This is a genomic window from Nocardioides panacihumi, assembly GCF_039530925.1.
Lineage (GTDB): Bacteria > Actinomycetota > Actinomycetes > Propionibacteriales > Nocardioidaceae > Nocardioides > Nocardioides panacihumi.
On sequence record NZ_BAAAPB010000001.1, the window covers coordinates 980,499 to 994,948 of the forward strand.

General features: G+C 70.5%; 15 protein-coding genes. 11 read left to right on the forward strand and 4 right to left on the reverse strand.

Features of this window, described 5'->3' with window-relative positions:
- The coding region (locus ABD205_RS04705; RefSeq protein ID WP_344042909.1) for a TIGR03557 family F420-dependent LLM class oxidoreductase at positions 1 to 943 on the reverse strand (943 nt) is incomplete at its 3' end.
- A 30-nt stretch (positions 944 to 973) separates the two neighbouring features.
- Between ABD205_RS04705 and ABD205_RS04710 the strand changes: the two genes are divergently transcribed.
- Complete coding sequence (locus tag ABD205_RS04710; protein WP_344042911.1) at positions 974 to 1,474, forward strand: mycothiol transferase; 501 nt, start codon at positions 974 to 976, stop codon at positions 1,472 to 1,474.
- On the opposite strand, the gene ABD205_RS04715 is transcribed toward ABD205_RS04710, so the two are convergent.
- Positions 1,450 to 2,721, reverse strand: coding sequence for an MFS transporter (locus tag ABD205_RS04715; RefSeq protein ID WP_344042913.1), 1,272 nt, complete (start codon positions 2,719 to 2,721; stop codon positions 1,450 to 1,452). The two genes, ABD205_RS04710 and ABD205_RS04715, sit on opposite strands and share 25 nt — an antisense overlap.
- A gap of 209 nt (positions 2,722 to 2,930) precedes the next feature.
- Between ABD205_RS04715 and ABD205_RS04720 the strand changes: the two genes are divergently transcribed.
- The 8 genes from ABD205_RS04720 (at position 2,931) to mctP (ending at position 10,028) form a co-directional block, all read left to right on the forward strand.
- Positions 2,931 to 3,302: a YciI family protein gene (locus tag ABD205_RS04720; protein ID WP_344042915.1), complete on the forward strand. Its 372-nt coding sequence runs from the start codon at positions 2,931 to 2,933 to the stop codon at positions 3,300 to 3,302.
- A 1-nt stretch (position 3,303) separates the two neighbouring features.
- Positions 3,304 to 3,672 (forward strand): YciI family protein, encoded by a 369-nt coding sequence (locus ABD205_RS04725; protein ID WP_344042916.1) that lies wholly within the window; start codon positions 3,304 to 3,306, stop codon positions 3,670 to 3,672.
- Positions 3,673 to 3,683: 11 nt separating this feature from the next.
- Positions 3,684 to 4,904 (forward strand): RNA polymerase sigma factor, encoded by a 1,221-nt coding sequence (locus ABD205_RS04730; protein WP_344042918.1) that lies wholly within the window; start codon positions 3,684 to 3,686, stop codon positions 4,902 to 4,904.
- A 49-nt stretch (positions 4,905 to 4,953) separates the two neighbouring features.
- Positions 4,954 to 6,861 (forward strand): M3 family metallopeptidase, encoded by a 1,908-nt coding sequence (locus tag ABD205_RS04735; RefSeq protein WP_344042920.1) that lies wholly within the window; start codon positions 4,954 to 4,956, stop codon positions 6,859 to 6,861.
- 123 nt (positions 6,862 to 6,984) lie between these two features.
- On the forward strand, positions 6,985 to 7,665 hold the full coding sequence (locus ABD205_RS04740) for a PadR family transcriptional regulator (RefSeq protein ID WP_344042922.1): 681 nt from the start codon (positions 6,985 to 6,987) through the stop codon (positions 7,663 to 7,665).
- Positions 7,662 to 8,048, forward strand: a complete 387-nt coding sequence (locus tag ABD205_RS04745; RefSeq protein ID WP_344042924.1) for a DUF1707 SHOCT-like domain-containing protein — start codon at positions 7,662 to 7,664, stop codon at positions 8,046 to 8,048. Before ABD205_RS04740 ends, ABD205_RS04745 begins: the two co-directional genes overlap by 4 nt.
- Positions 8,049 to 8,136: 88 nt before the next feature.
- Positions 8,137 to 8,403 carry a DUF3311 domain-containing protein gene (locus ABD205_RS04750; RefSeq protein WP_344042926.1) on the forward strand — a complete coding sequence of 89 codons (267 nt, stop codon included), beginning with the start codon at positions 8,137 to 8,139 and terminating at the stop codon, positions 8,401 to 8,403.
- Entirely contained in the window at positions 8,400 to 10,028 is a 1,629-nt protein-coding gene (mctP, locus tag ABD205_RS04755; protein WP_344042928.1) for a monocarboxylate uptake permease MctP, read from the forward strand. The genes ABD205_RS04750 and mctP overlap by 4 nt, the downstream gene beginning before the upstream one ends.
- 123 nt (positions 10,029 to 10,151) lie before the next feature.
- Here the strand turns inward: mctP and ABD205_RS04760 are convergent, their stop codons facing one another.
- On the reverse strand, positions 10,152 to 11,084 hold the full coding sequence (locus tag ABD205_RS04760) for a GNAT family N-acetyltransferase (protein WP_344042930.1): 933 nt from the start codon (positions 11,082 to 11,084) through the stop codon (positions 10,152 to 10,154).
- Between the two features lie 108 nt (positions 11,085 to 11,192).
- Positions 11,193 to 11,777, reverse strand: a complete 585-nt coding sequence (locus ABD205_RS04765; RefSeq protein ID WP_344042932.1) for a YceI family protein — start codon at positions 11,775 to 11,777, stop codon at positions 11,193 to 11,195.
- A gap of 557 nt (positions 11,778 to 12,334) precedes the next feature.
- Here ABD205_RS04765 and ABD205_RS04770 point away from each other — a divergent pair.
- Both ABD205_RS04770 and glmS read left to right on the forward strand, forming a co-directional pair.
- Positions 12,335 to 12,595, forward strand: a complete 261-nt coding sequence (locus ABD205_RS04770; protein ID WP_344042934.1) for a hypothetical protein — start codon at positions 12,335 to 12,337, stop codon at positions 12,593 to 12,595.
- A 12-nt stretch (positions 12,596 to 12,607) separates the two neighbouring features.
- Positions 12,608 to 14,443, forward strand: a complete 1,836-nt coding sequence (gene glmS / locus ABD205_RS04775) for a glutamine--fructose-6-phosphate transaminase (isomerizing) (RefSeq protein ID WP_344042936.1) — start codon at positions 12,608 to 12,610, stop codon at positions 14,441 to 14,443.
- The last annotated feature ends 7 nt before the right edge of the window (positions 14,444 to 14,450 follow it).

Here is a 14,450-nt window from a genome sequence, read left to right on the forward strand (position 1 = left end):
CCTCGTCGAGGAAGCGCTGCTGCCCCTCGTCCCCGACCTGGACGAGCGCGACGTCGGTGAAGCCGGCCTCCCAGTACGCGGACACGGCCTCGACGATCCTGTCGAGGTCAGGACCGCAGGGGATCGACTCCGCCACGTCCTCGGTCCGCACGAACTGCGAGGCGGCGGCGAAGCCGGCGGTCGTCGGCAGGTCCGCGTTGACGTTCCACCCACCGCCGAACCAGCGGAACTGCTGGTGCGCGCGCGCCACCGCGACCTTCTCGTCCGGATCCCAGGAGATCGGCAGCTGGCCGATCGCCCGGGCGTCCTCGCCGATCGTGCGAGCCCCGGCCGCGCCGTTCCAGGCACTGATGACGTCGGGCTTCGGCTCGACGGCGATCAGGTCGTCGGCCAGCGGCGCGAACCGCTCGACCGCGCGTTCGCCGGCCACCGCCACCGCGAGCCGCACCGGCTCGTCGGGCAGGTCCCAGACCCGGGAGGAGTCGACGTCGAAGTGCTCCCCGCGGAAGGTCACGAGCTCGCCGCGATGAAGCTCCCGGATGATCTCGATCGCCTCGGCCAGCATCTCGTGGCGGGTCTCGAGCCCCGGCCAGCCGCTGCCGACGGTGTGCTCGTTGAGGTTCTCGCCGCTGCCGAGCCCGATGGTGAACCGGCCGTCGCTGAGCAGGCCGAGCGTCGCCGCCTTCTGGGCGACGACGGCGGGGTGGTAGCGCAGCGTCGGGCAGGTCACGTACGTCATCAGCCCGACCCGGTCGGTCGCCTGCGCGACGGCCCCGAGCACCGACCACGCGTACGGCGCGTGGCCCTGCTCGGTCAGCCAGGGCGAGTAGTGGTCGCTGCAGACCTCGAAGTCGAAGCCGGCGCGCTCGGCACCGACGGCGTACGAGACGAGCTCTCGCGGCCCGCTCTGCTCGGTCATGAGGGTGTAGCCGAACCTGGTCATGGGTTTCGGTAACCGCGTTAGTTTCGGGACATGACCCCCACCGAGCTCCTGAAGGACGCGTTCACCCGGATCGTCGAGAGCGCCGAGGTCGTGGTCGACGGCCTCTCCGAGGACGAGCTCGCCATCAGGCCGGGGCCCGACGCCAACTCGATCGGGTGGCTGGTCTGGCACCTCGCGCGCGTCCAGGACGACCACGTCGCCGACGTCGCCGGCGTCGAGCAGGTCTGGACGTCACAGGGGTACGCCGACCGCTTCGGCCTGCCCTTCGACGCGGCGGCGACCGGCTACGGCCAGTCCAGCGAGGCCGTCGCGCAGGTCCGCACGAGCGCGGAGCTGCTCACGGCGTACCTGCGGAGCGTCCACGACCAGACCCTGACGTTCCTCGACAAGGTGACCGCGGAGGACCTCGACCGGGTCGTCGACTCCCGCTGGGACCCGCCGGTGACCCTCGGCGTGCGGCTGGTGAGCGTCGTCAACGACGACAGCCAGCACGTCGGGCAGGCGGCCTACGTGCGCGGGCTGCTCGCCTGAGCGGCCGTCACGACCCGGTAGCGCACGAACGACGGCACCGCGAGCGACGCGATCACGACGCCGACGATCACCAGCACACCACCGCCCGCGGCCGTCGCGGCCGCGCCGATGTAGACGGCCACGGCACCGTGGAGCGTGTCCGCGATCCGCGGACCGCCCGCGACCACCACGGTGAAGACGCCCTGCAGCCGGCCGCGCACCGAGTCGTCGGCCGCGGACTGCAGCATCGAGGTGCGCATCGCGGCCGACGCCATGTCGGCGGCGCCGCCGACGGCCAGCGCGACGACGGCGACGAGCAGCATGGCGGCCTGGGCATGCTCGGCCAGGCCGACCGCGACGCCGAACACGGTGATCGAGACGCCCCAGACAACGATGCACCACACGACCGCGAGCCCCTGCCGGGAGACGCGGGAGACCCACCCGGAGAAGACGCCACCGATGACGGAGCCGGCCGGGATGGCCGCGAAGAGCAGCGCGAAGGCGAGTCCGCCCTCCGCGGGGCCGTTGAAGTCGACGTGGGCCATCTCGGGGAAGAGCGCCCGCGGCATGCCGAAGACCATGGCGATGATGTCGACGAGGAAGCTCATCAGGAGCACCGGCTGGCCGCGCAGGTAGACGAACCCGTCGATCACCGACTTCAGGCCGGGGTTCTGGGTGACGCCCTCGACCGGCAGCCGCGGGAGCCGTACGACGGCGTACAGCGTCGCGAACAGGCAGACCGTGTCGGCGAAGTACAGCCAGGAGAAGCCGGTGATCGGGATGAGGATGCCCGCTACGAGCGGTCCGACGATGCCGCCGGCCATGGCCACGGTGTAGTGCAGCGAGTTCGCCGAGGGCAGCTCCTCGGGGCTGAGCAGTCGCGGCAGCACGGCACCGCGGGTCGGCATGTTGACCGCGAAGAACGCCTGCTGCACGGCGAAGAGCACGAGCAGCGCCCAGACGTCCATGCCCCCGGCGGCCGCCTGCAGCCAGAAGAGGCCGCTGGTCACGATGAGGCCGGCCGTGGTGACCTGCAGGATGGTCCGCCTGTCGAAGGCGTCGGCCAGCGAGCCGCCGTACAGTCCGAACACGACGAGCGGCACCAGGCCGAAGACGCCCGTCAGCCCGACGTACGCCGAGGAGCCGGTCTGTGCGTAGATCTGGGCGGGGATGGCGACGACGGTCAGCTGGGCGCCGATGACCGTGACGATCTCGGCGATCCACAGGCGGCGGAAGTGGTCGTTGCGCAACGGACGCGTGTCCGTCACCAGATCTCTCAGCCCCACTGCTCGCCTCTCTGCGCTGCGAGCGTCAACCTAGTGCGGTGGGGTTTTGCTTCCCCAATCCGAGATGTTCCGTCGAAGATGTGGGGACGGCTGTCGGATCGGCGCGGGTCCGTTCGTGGACCGGGTGAGAGCAGCCGCCGACAACGCGACACATCAGATGACGCAGCGCTGCTCGCCGAGAGGAGACCGAGATGACGCAGTACCTGATCGCCGTGGTCGGCGAGCCCGACTACGACACGATGCCCCCCGAGGACCTCCAGCAGGTCATGACCGACGTCGACGCGGTCGTGGCCGACGCCAGGTCCGCGGGGATCTTCGTCTTCGGCGGCGGGCTGCACGGGTCCGAGGCGACGACCGTCGTCGACGCGACCAGCGGCGCCCCGATCGTCACGGACGGCCCGTACGCCGAGACGAAGGAGCAGATGGGCGGGTTCTCGATCATCGACGTGCCTGACCTCGATGCCGCGCTGGCGTGGGCCGGCCGGCTCTCGGCGGCGTGCCGCTGCCCCCAGGAGGTCCGGCCGTTCATGGACGAGCCGGCGAACACGGAAGCAGGTGTGTGAGATGACGCAGTTCCTGATGTCGGTGCACGGCAGTGAGGCCGACCACGACATGGAGACGGGCGGCGGCTACGGCTCCCGCGAGGCCATGATCGCGGCGATGGAGGAGACCGAGCGGTACAACCAGAAGCTCCGCGACGAGGGCTACTGGGTCTTCGCCGGGGGCCTCAAGGCACCGTCCACCGCCTCGGTCGTCGACGGCCAGGGCGGCTCGCCGGTCGTGACCGACGGCCCGTACCTGGAGTCCAAGGAGCACCTAGGTGGCTTCTGGATCATCGAGGCGCCCGACTCCGCGACCGCTCTCGCCCTCGCCGCGGAGGCCTCGAAGGCCTGCCAGGGCAAGGTCGAGGTCCGGCCGTTCGAGTCGGAGTAGTCCTGCCACCCATGGACGACGCTGTGCTCGAGCGGATCTTCCGTGACGAGTACGGACGTGTGGTGGCCTCGCTGGCCCGCCGATTCGGCGATCTCGACCTCGCCGAGGAGGCGGCCAGCGAGGCCCTCGTCGTCGCCGTCGAGAAGTGGACGGCGGACGGGATCCCGCCCAACCCGGGCGGCTGGCTGACCACGACGGCCGGCAACAAGGCGCTCGACCGACTCCGCCGAGAGTCGCGGCGCGACGCCAAGCACCAGGCGGCCTTCATGCTTGCTGACGACACTCCTCCCGAGCCCACCGGCCCGGTCGAGGACGACCGGCTCCGGCTGGTCTTCACCTGCTGCCACCCGGCCCTCGCGCCGGAGGCCCGGGTCGCGTTGACCCTGCGCCTGCTGGGCGGGCTGACCGTCCCGGAGATCGCCCGCGCGTTCTTCGTCGCCGAGCCGACCATGGGCCAGCGGATCACCCGCGCCAAGGCGAAGATCAAGGCGGCGAACATCCCCTTCAAGGTCCCCGAGGTCGAGGACCTGCCGGCGCGCCTCGACGCCGTGCTGGCGGTGGTCTACCTCGTCTTCAACGAGGGCTACCTCGCCGGTGAGGGCGAGAGCCCGACCCGGGTCGACCTCTCCGACGAGGCGATCCGGCTGGCGCGGGTGATGCGGGTCCTGCTGCCGGACGAGGCGGAGGTCGCCGGCCTGCTCGCGCTGCTCCTGCTGACCGACGCGCGGCGCTCCTCGCGGTTCGCCGGCGGCGAGCTCGTCCCGCTCTCCGAGCAGGACAGGGCCGGCTGGGACCGCTCGCTGATCGAGGAGGGGCACGCGCTCGTGCGGGAGTGCCTGGCCCGGGTCGCCCGGGGCGAGGGTCGGCCGGGCCGCTACCAGCTGCTCGCGGCGATCAACGCCGTCCACACGGACGCGGCGAGGGCCGCGGACACCGACTGGTCGCAGGTGCTCGCTCTCTACGACCAGCTGCAGCGGATCGACCCAGGCCCCGTCGTCGCCCTGAACCGGGCGGTCGCGGTGGCCGAGCTCGACGGTCCCGACGTGGCGCTCGCGATCGTGGACCGACTGCCCCTGACGTCGTACCACGCCTGGCACGCGACCCGCGCCGACCTGCTCCGCCGGGTCGGCCGGACGACCGAGGCCCGGCAGGAGTACGACGCCGCCATCGAGGCGACCGGCAACGCTGCCGAGCGGGCCTACCTGGGCCGTCGCCGCGAGCAGCTGGTGTGATCGCGCTCGGGGGCGACACCTGTCGGCAGGACCTCCTAGTGTTCGGGAGGTGACGCCCATCGAGCTTCCCGGCCCTTCCGACACCCTCGCGTGGATGCAGGAGCGCACCGCCCGCGGCCTGGCTCGTGCCCGCGAGCTCGCCGACGGCATGCGCACCGACGCGCCCGACGACACGATCGAGGCGTTGAGGATCTGGGACGAGCTGTCCCTCGAGCTCGGCAACGTCGCGGCCGCGGCGTCCCTGCTGGCCAACGTCCATCCGCTCGAGGACGTGCGCACCGCCTGCGAGGCGGCCGAGGTCGAGGTGGACAAGCTCGTCACCGAGCTCAACCAGGACCGGGCGCTCTACGACGCCTTCGCCGGGCTGGCCGCGCCGGAGGACCCGCTCGCCGCCCGACTGCTCGAGAAGACGCTGCGCGACTTCCGGCGTGCCGGGGTCGACCGACCCGAGGAGGTCCGGGCGCGGCTGAAGGAGATCAACGAGCGACTCACCGAGCTCGGCCAGGAGTTCTCCCGGGTCATCCGCGACGACGTCCGGGAGGTCCGGGTCGCACCCGGTCGGCTCGCCGGGATGCCCGAGGACTGGCTCGACGCCCACCCGGCCGGCGACGACGGGCTGGTCGCCGTCTCGACGGACTACCCCGACTCGGTGCCGGCGCGCATGTTCGTGTACGACGCCGGCGTGCGGCGCGACGTGACGGTCGCGTGCTTCGAGCGGGGCTGGCCCCACAACGACGCGGTGCTGCGGGAGATGTTCGGCCTGCGCCACGAGCTGGCCGGCCTGGTCGGGCACGAGGACTGGCCGTCGTACGACGCCGAGGTGAAGATGATCGGCTCGGGACCGGCGATCGCCGAGTTCATCGACAAGATCTCCGACGCCGCCGACGGACCGATGCGCCGCGACCTCGACGTCGTGCTCGAGCGCTACCGTCAGGACGCTCCCGGCGGGATGGCGATCACCTCCTCCGACTTGAGCTACTACCAGGAGCTCGTCCGCAAGGAGCAGCTGGAGGTGGACGCCCAGCTGGTGCGGACCTACTTCGACTTCGGGAAGGTCCGGGAGGGCCTGCTGGAGGTCACGGGGCGGCTGTTCGGCCTGCGCTACGAGCCGGTCGGGGCGACGACGTGGCACGAGGACGTGACGTCGTACGACGTCTTCCGCGTGTCCGACGGTCAGCACCTCGGCCGGGTCCACCTGGACCTGCACCCCCGGGACGGGAAGTACAAGCACGCCGCGCAGTTCACCCTCACCGACGGCGTCGCCGGGCGGCAGCTGCCCGAGGGCGTGCTGGTCTGCAACTTCTCGCGCGGCCTGATGGAGCACGACCACGTCGTGACCCTCTTCCACGAGTTCGGTCACCTGCTCCACCACGTGCTGGCCGGCCACGGCGAGTGGGTCCGGTTCGCCGGGGTCGCGACCGAGTGGGACTTCGTCGAGGCGCCCTCGCAGATGCTGGAGGAGTGGGCGTGGGACGCCTCGGTCCTGCAGAGCTTCGCCAGCAACGCTGCGGGAGAGCCGATCCCGGAGGGACTCGTCGAGAAGATGCGCGCGGCCGACGACTTCGGCAAGGGCATCCAGGCCCGGCAGCAGATGTTCTACGCGGCGATGTCCTACCGCTTCCACGCCGAGCGGCCGGACGACCTGACCGCGCGGATGGTCGAGCTCCAGGACCGCTACGCCCCCACGTCGTGGGTCGAGGGCACGCACATGTTCGCGAACTTCGGCCACCTGGGTGGCTACTCGTCGGCGTACTACACCTACATGTGGTCGCTGGTCATCGCGAAGGACATGTTCAGCGCCTTCGACGCCGCCGACCTGTTCGCACCCGACGTGGCCGGCCGCTACCGCGACCGGGTGCTCGTCCCGGGTGGGGCGAAGGACGCCGCCGACCTGGTCGCCGACTTCCTGGGCCGTCCCTCCACCTTCGACGCGTACGCCGCCTGGCTCGCCACCTAGGTCGGCCCGCCGGGCAGCCCACGACCGGGAACCAACCCCTTCACTCCGTCGTTCGACAGTCGTACGATCGCGATATATCGCGACTGTGCGACGACACTCTTCGAATCTTGACGGAGGACCATCATGGATGACTTCAGAGGCGGCTCTTCCCACCACACGGGCGGCCGTGGCCCGTGGGGCGAGTGGACCGACCAGCCGTGGGGCAACCGCGGTCACCGGGGCGGGCCGCCGCCCTGGGCCACGGCGCTCTTCGGCTTCCAGCAGACGGAGCAGCGGCGCGGCCCGCGCGTGCGCCGTGGCGACGTACGCTCCGCGATCCTCGGCGTGCTGGCGCAGGCCAAGGCGACGGGGGAGCACATCAACGGCTACCAGGTCATCCAGCAGATCGCGGACCGCAGCAAGGGCGAGTGGCGCCCGAGCCCCGGCTCGGTCTACCCGACGATCCAGCAGCTCGAGGACGAGGGTCTCATCGAGACCGACGAGGCGGGCGGGCGTCGTGCGATCCGGCTGACCGCCGAGGGCGACGCGTGGGTCGCCGCTCACGCCTCCGAGCTGGACGCGGTGTGGCGTCCGTTCGAGGACCGCGAGGCCGCGGGCCGGGGCGGAGACTTCGGTCGGACCCTGAAGTCGGAGATCGGCCGGGTCGCCGGCGCCGTCTGGCAGCTGGCGACCCAGGGCTCCGAGGAGCAGCGCTCGGCCGCGCTGGAGGTGCTGGTCGAGACCCGCCGCAAGCTCTACGGGATCCTCGCCGACGGACCCGAGGGCCACGCCGTGCCGGACCCGGGGGACGAGGAGGAGTCGTGAGCGGCGACATCAGGATCGGCGACGTCGAGCGCGAGCGGGCTGCGGCGACGCTCGGCGACCACTACGCCGCCGGCCGGCTCGACCACAGCGAATACTCCGAGCGCCTGGACGCCATCTGGACAGCCCGCACCCAGGCCGATCTCGACATGCTGTTCCACGACCTGCCCCGCGTGGCGCAGCCCGAGCCGCCGGCCCGCCGCCGGGGCCGGTGGCCGCTGCCGGTGGTCGCGCTGCTCGTGCTCGTCGTCGGCGGCCTGGTGATCACCCACCTCCCGGTGGTCCTGCTCGTGCTCGGGGTCGTGCTCGTCGTGAAGATGAGCAGGCACCGCGGGTGCGCGAGCGCCCGGTCGTGGCAGGGGAGACGTACCGCCGGCCGCTGGTAGCCGCCCTCCGTGACGAAGGCCCCCGGTAGTGACTAAGGTCGCCGCCGGGGGTTTTTACTTGCCTCACATCTCGGAAGGTGGGCACTCAATGCCGGCAAGAAGCTCGCGAGCACTGTGGATCGTGGTGGGGATCTTGTTGCTCCCGCCGATCGTCGTACCGCTCCTCGTAGGCCTGTACGCCAAGGAGGACCCCACCCTGTGGGGCTTCCCCTTCTACTACTGGTTCCAGTTCCTGCTCATCCCCTGTGCGGCGGCCTTCACGGTGACCGCCTACTACCTCGCCAAGGAGGCAGTGCGCCGGGACCGCGCGGCGAAGGGACTGCCGGATCTCGACGCGCGGGGTGAGCGCCGATGAACGCCGTCGCCGTCACCGTCTTCGCGTTCCTGTTCCTGCTCGTCACGGTGATGGGCTTCGCGGCTGCCCGTTGGCGTCGTGCGGAGGCGCTCGACAACCTCGACGAGTGGGGCCTCGGCGGCCGGGGCTTCGGCACCTTCATCGCCTGGTTCCTCATCGGTGGTGACATCTACACCGCCTACACGTTCATCGCCGTGCCCGCGACGCTGTACGCCGGCAGCGTGGTCGGCTTCTTCGCGGTGCCGTACACGATCGTCGTCTACCCGATCATCTTCGCGTTCCTACCGCGGCTGTGGTCGGTCAGCCACCGGCACGGCTTCGTCACTCCCGCCGACTTCGTCCAGGGGCGCTACGGCTCGAAGGGCCTCGGTCTCGCCGTGGCCGTGACCGGCATCGTCGCGACGATGCCGTACATCGCCCTGCAGCTCGTCGGCATGCAGGTGGTGCTCCAGGTGATGGGCCTGCAGAGCTCGAGCGACAACTGGTTCGTCAAGGACCTGCCGCTCTTCATCGCGTTCGTGATCCTGGCGGCCTACACCTACTCCAGCGGCCTCCGGGCGCCCGCGCTGATCGCGTTCGTGAAGGACACGCTGATCTACATCGTCATCATCGTGGCGGTCATCTACATCCCGCACCACATCGGCGGCTGGGCTCACATCTTCGACACCGCCAAGAGCAGCTTCTCCGACTTCAACACCACCAACGCGGACGCGATCGCGGCCGGCAAGGCTCAGGGCAAGGGCATCATCCCGCCGCCCGCGGCGCACTGGGCCTACGCCTCGCTCGCCCTGGGCAGCGCCCTGGCGCTCTTCATGTATCCGCACTCGGTCACGGGTGTCCTCTCGACGAGGAGCCGCAACGTCATCCGACGCAACGCGTCGCTGCTGCCGGCGTACTCCTTCCTGCTGGGGCTGCTCGCACTGCTCGGCTTCGTCGCGATCGCGGCCGGCGTGAAGGTCACCAACCCGCAGCAGGCGGTGCCGCAGCTGTTCGAGAACGAGTTCTCCCCGTGGTTCGCCGGGGTGGCGTACGCCGCCATCGTGATCGGGGCGCTCGTGCCGGCGGCGATCATGTCGATCGCGGCGGCGAACCTGTGGACGCGCAACATCTACAAGGCGTTCATCAAGCCCGATGCCACCCCCGCGCAGGAGGCGCAGCAGTCCAAGCTGATCTCGCTGGTGGTGAAGTTCGGTGCGCTGATCTTCGTGCTCGCGCTGTCGAAGGACTTCGCCATCAACCTGCAGCTGCTCGGTGGCGTCTGGATACTGCAGACGCTCCCGGCGATCGTGGGCGGCCTCTACACGCGCTGGTTCCACCGGTGGGCGCTGCTCGCCGGGTGGGCGGCGGCGATGATCTGGGGCACGTGGCTCGCCTACGACGTCGCTTCGCCGACGCAGGCGCACTTCGGCGGACCGCTCACGAACTTCCCCGGGACCCAGACGAAGGTCTACATCGCGCTGATCGCCTTCGGGCTCAACCTCATCGTGGCCGTCGTCGGGACGCTCGTGCTCAGGGCGCTCAAGGTCGCTGACGGCGTCGACGTGACCCGACTCGAGGACTACAGCGTCGACGCCGGCGACACGGGCGTCGAGGCCGAGCTGACGCCGGAGACGCCCCTGCACTGAGGTGTCGGGCCTGCACTGAGGTGTCGGGCGGAGTACCCGGTTAACCGGGTACTCCGGACGTTACCGAGGGAACTGCGGAACTTCCGGGGTGTCATGACACCCCGGAAGTTCCGGAGTCACCGGTTAACCGGGTACTCCGCCCCGCGTCGCAGCCGCCCGGTTCACCCACTCCTGGACGACCTGCATCCCGACCTTCTCGTAGAGCGACAGGGCCCCGGTCCGGGAGTCGGTGGCGAGTCGGGCCCGTACGGCGCCGTGCGACCGGGTCGTCGCGAACGACTCGGCGAGCAGCGCCTGGCCGAGGCCGAGGCCGCGGTGGTCACGCCGTACGGCGACCTTGTCGATGTAGCCCTCGCGGCCCTCGTCCGCGAGCTGGACGATGACTGCTCCCACGACCGCGCCCGCCGGGTCGGTGACCACGCGGAGGTTCCACGGCTCGAAACCGGGGCGCGCGACGACGCGGTGCAGCCACTTGTCGAAGGGCTGCCGCTCGCGGACCGACCACTCGAGGAAGGCCGTCTCGACGACGTCCCACGCCTGCTCGTAGTCGCCGCCCGTCGCCTCCCGGATCGCGTAGCCCTCGGGCAACGGCCGCTCGGGGATCGTGCGACCCTCCGGCAGCTCGAGCACCCAGGAGGTCCACCGGGCCTCCCAGCCGAGACCGCCGAGCAGCCTGTCGCCGGGTGAGCCGACGGGCTTCGGCATGCCGATCCGCTCCGCGCCGAGCTCGCCGGCCCGGGCGACGATCCAGCGCGCCAGCGCGGTGCCGATGCCGAGTCCGTGGTGGTCGGGGTGCACAGATGCGTCGCCGCGGTCGGCGCCGTACGCCTCGGCATAGCCGACGAGCTCGCCGGCCGGCGCGAGCACGCCCACGCTGTGCGCCGCCAGGTCGTACGACGGCTCGGACCAGTCGGCGATCAGGTCGGCCGCCTCGATGGCGACCTCCCCGGTGTCAGCGAGCTCCTCGGCCCCCATCACGAACGCGATCCGGTCGGCATCGGCGAGCGTGAGCGGGCGATGGGTGTAGCCCTCGGGAAGGGTCAGTGCTTCAGCCATGGACCGATCGAAGCACCCGCGACTTGGAGAAGTCTTGGAGCCCGGGCGCACGCGAAAGCGGGGCCACCGGAAGTTCCGGCGGCCCCGCTTGCGGGAGTCAGGCGTCGATCAGGCGTTCTTGATCGCCGAGACGTCGAACTCGAGCTTGATCTTGTCGGAGACGAGCACGCCGCCGGTCTCGAGCGCGGCGTTCCAGGTGATGCCCCAGTCCTTGCGGTTGATGGTCGCGGTGCCCTCGAAGCCGGCGCGGGTGTTGCCGAACGGGTCCTTGGCCGAGCCGGTGGGCTCGAAGACGATCGTGACGGGCTTGCTGACGTTCTTGATCGTCAGGTCGCCGGTGACGGCCCAGTCGTCGCCGTCGCGCTCGACGCGGGTGGACACGAACGTGACGTCGGGGTAGGCCTCGTTCTCGAAGAAGTCGCCGGAGCGCAGGTGCGCGTCGCGGTCGGCGTTGCCGGTGTCGATGCTGTCGCCCTTGATCGTCACCGAGACGGTCGAGCTGGCGGGGTTCGCACTGTCGATGTGCGCGGTGCCCTCGAACTTCGTGAACTGGCCGCGGACGGTGGTGACCATCGCGTGTCGGGCGCTGAAACCGATGCGGGTGTGCGACGGGTCGAGCGTCCAGTCGCCGGTGAGGTCCTCGACGACGGTGGTCGGGGCGTCGAAGTCGTCGCCCTTGTTGAAGATGCCCATGGCTGATGTGCTCCTGAAGACTAGGTGGTAGAACCTTCAATCACTATCAAGCATCCGATGTCCGGATTCATTCCCGGTTCCCCTCACAGCTTTCTCCAGACGACGGAGAACGCCCGGCCCGACCCTCGTCGAGAGGGTCGGGCCGGGCGTTCGAGTGAGTACGTCGTCAGGCGGCGTGGCCGGTCGGCACCGCAACGGGAGACGTCGACCAGACGCCCTCCAGCCGGGTCTCGCCGGCCGCGTCGACGATCGGGACCCAATGGAGCACCAACTGCTCAGACATCTGCGAGACCTTCATCCGACACCTCCCGTTCACCTTGTGTTCATCTAACTTATCGCATCTCCACCTGGCATGCCAGATATCGCAAAATGTCGTGTCGGATGCTCCACCCCGTGACGTCCGGTGGGTGTCGGACCGATCACCCGCTCCACCTGGGGCGATTCGGGGTCGATCAACGGCTCTTTGCTCGTCTCGCTACCGGGGAATCCGACTGGATATTTGCCCGAATTCGGGCAGAAACTTGCGAATCCCTCGGAATCCGCTCCAGAGTGGACCCGTGCCGGAGCAGATGCTCGTCGACCACGTCGTCGCCTCCACAGGGCTCACGCCCGCGGAGGCGGCCCGCGTCATCGACGACGTACTCGCCTTCCACACGGAGTCCGTCGAGGAGTTCGTGAGGCGCAGGCATGCGCAGCTGAAGACGTACGGCGCGAAGAACGACGAGATCTTCGCCCGGATCACCCAGGAGCTGGCCGGTCGTGTCGTGGCCGCGCCACAGCTCAGCGAGCGTCAGCTGCGCCGGATGATCTACGGATGAGAGGGCCGGAGCATGTGCGGGATCGTGGGGTACGTCGGGTCGCAGCAGGCCGCGCCGCTGCTGCTGGAGGGTCTGGCCAGGCTGGAGCACCGGGGGTATGACTCAGCCGGCGTCGCGGTGACCGGGCCGAGCGGCGTACGTGTCGCCAAGCGGGCCGGCCGCGTCCGCGACCTGAGCGAGGGTCTCCCGAAGCGCTTCGCCGGCAAGCTGGGCATCGGCCACACCCGCTGGGCGACGCACGGCCCGGCCACCGACGCCAACGCGCATCCGCACACCGACGCCACCGGCGCCGTCGCGGTGGTGCACAACGGCATCATCGACAACGCCGCGGTGCTCCGGCAGCGGCTCACCGACGACGGTGTCGAGCTGTCGAGCGACACCGACACCGAGGTCTTCGCCCACCTCGTCGGGCGCAGCACGGCCGACACCCTCGAGGGCAAGGTCGTCGAGGCGCTCGCCGCCGTGGAGGGCACCTACGGCCTGGCGGTCGTGCACGCCGACTTCCCCGACCGGATCGTGGTCGCGCGCAACGGCAGCCCGCTGATCGTCGGGGTGGGGGAGAAGGAGATGTTCGTGGCCTCCGACCTGGCCGCGATCGTCCGCCACACGACCACCGTGGCGCACCTCGAGGACGGTGAGCTCGCGACGGTCACCGCAGGCGGGTTCACGACCTTCCGGCAGGACCTGACCCGCTCCGCGACGACCGCGACGACGCTGGACGTCGACCCGGAGGCGTACGCGCACCTCGAGGCCGGCGACGGGTCGAGCGTGCCACGGATGTACGTCGAGATGCTGGAGCAGCCGGCCGCCGTGGAGCGTGCCCTGCGGGGCCGCCTCGACGACCGCTTCGGCACCGCCCACCTGGGCGGGCTCAACCTCGACGCGCGCGAGCTGCGCGCGATCCGGCGGGTCAAGATGCTCGGCTGCGGGTCGGCGTACTACGTCGGGCAGATGGGCGCGGCCCTCGTCGAGGAGCTCGCGCGCGTCCCCGCCGACGCGGAGCCCGCCTCGGAGTTCCGCTACCGCAACCCGATCATCGAGCCTGACACGCTCTACGTCGCCGTCTCGCAGTCGGGCGAGACCATCGACACGCTGCTCGCGGTCGAGGAGATCAGGCGCAAGGGCGGACGCGTCATCGGCCTGGTCAACGTGGTCGGCAGCGCGATCGCCCGGGCGTGCGACGGGGGCATCTACCTGCACGCCGGGCCGGAGGTCGCCGTCGCCTCCACCAAGGCGCTCACCAACATGTACGTCGCCTTCGCGCTCCTCGCTCTCCAGCTCGGGCGCGTGCGCGACCTGTCGATCGCCGACGGCAAGCGACTGGTCAACGCGCTGGCCGCGCTGCCGGCGAAGATCGACGAGGTGCTGAAGCTCGAGGACCGGATCGCCGAGATCGCGGGCGACCTGGCCGGGGCGGAGTCGATGTTCTTCGTCGGCCGGGTGCGCGGCTACCCGGTCGCCCGCGAGGGCGCCCAGAAGCTGAAGGAGATCTCCTACCGGCACGCCGAGGCGTACCAGACCTCCGAGCTCAAGCACGGCCCGCTCGCGCTGATCTCGCCCGACGTGCCCTCGATCGCGATCGTGCCCGACGACGAGCTGACCGAGCGCAACGTCGCCGCGCTCCACGAGATCGCGGCTCGGGGCGGGCCGCTGGTGGTCGTCACCCACGAGGGCGTCGACCTCGGCGAGCTGGACGTGCGCAGGATCGACGTACCTCGCCTCGAGCGCGAGCTGGACCCCATCCTGCTCACCGTCCCGCTGCAGCTGCTGGCCTTCCACGCCGCCCAGTCGCTCGGGCTCGACATCGACAAGCCCCGCAACCTGGCGAAGTCCGTCACCGTCGAGTGAACCCCCG

What these genes read in the sequence shown, in the direction of transcription:
- ABD205_RS04760 (WP_344042930.1), bottom strand. Translation starts at nt 11,084, where the DNA reads ATGGCTGAAGCACTGACCCTTCCCGAGGGCTACACCCATCGCCCGCTC.
- ABD205_RS04710 (WP_344042911.1), top strand. Translation starts at nt 974, where the DNA reads ATGACCCCCACCGAGCTCCTGAAGGACGCGTTCACCCGGATCGTCGAG.
- ABD205_RS04765 (WP_344042932.1), bottom strand. Translation starts at nt 11,777, where the DNA reads ATGGGCATCTTCAACAAGGGCGACGACTTCGACGCCCCGACCACCGTC.
- glmS (WP_344042936.1), top strand. Translation starts at nt 12,608, where the DNA reads ATGTGCGGGATCGTGGGGTACGTCGGGTCGCAGCAGGCCGCGCCGCTG.
- ABD205_RS04730 (WP_344042918.1), top strand. Translation starts at nt 3,684, where the DNA reads ATGGACGACGCTGTGCTCGAGCGGATCTTCCGTGACGAGTACGGACGT.
- mctP (WP_344042928.1), top strand. Translation starts at nt 8,400, where the DNA reads ATGAACGCCGTCGCCGTCACCGTCTTCGCGTTCCTGTTCCTGCTCGTC.
- ABD205_RS04725 (WP_344042916.1), top strand. Translation starts at nt 3,304, where the DNA reads ATGACGCAGTTCCTGATGTCGGTGCACGGCAGTGAGGCCGACCACGAC.
- ABD205_RS04740 (WP_344042922.1), top strand. Translation starts at nt 6,985, where the DNA reads ATGGATGACTTCAGAGGCGGCTCTTCCCACCACACGGGCGGCCGTGGC.
- ABD205_RS04750 (WP_344042926.1), top strand. Translation starts at nt 8,137, where the DNA reads ATGCCGGCAAGAAGCTCGCGAGCACTGTGGATCGTGGTGGGGATCTTG.
- ABD205_RS04720 (WP_344042915.1), top strand. Translation starts at nt 2,931, where the DNA reads ATGACGCAGTACCTGATCGCCGTGGTCGGCGAGCCCGACTACGACACG.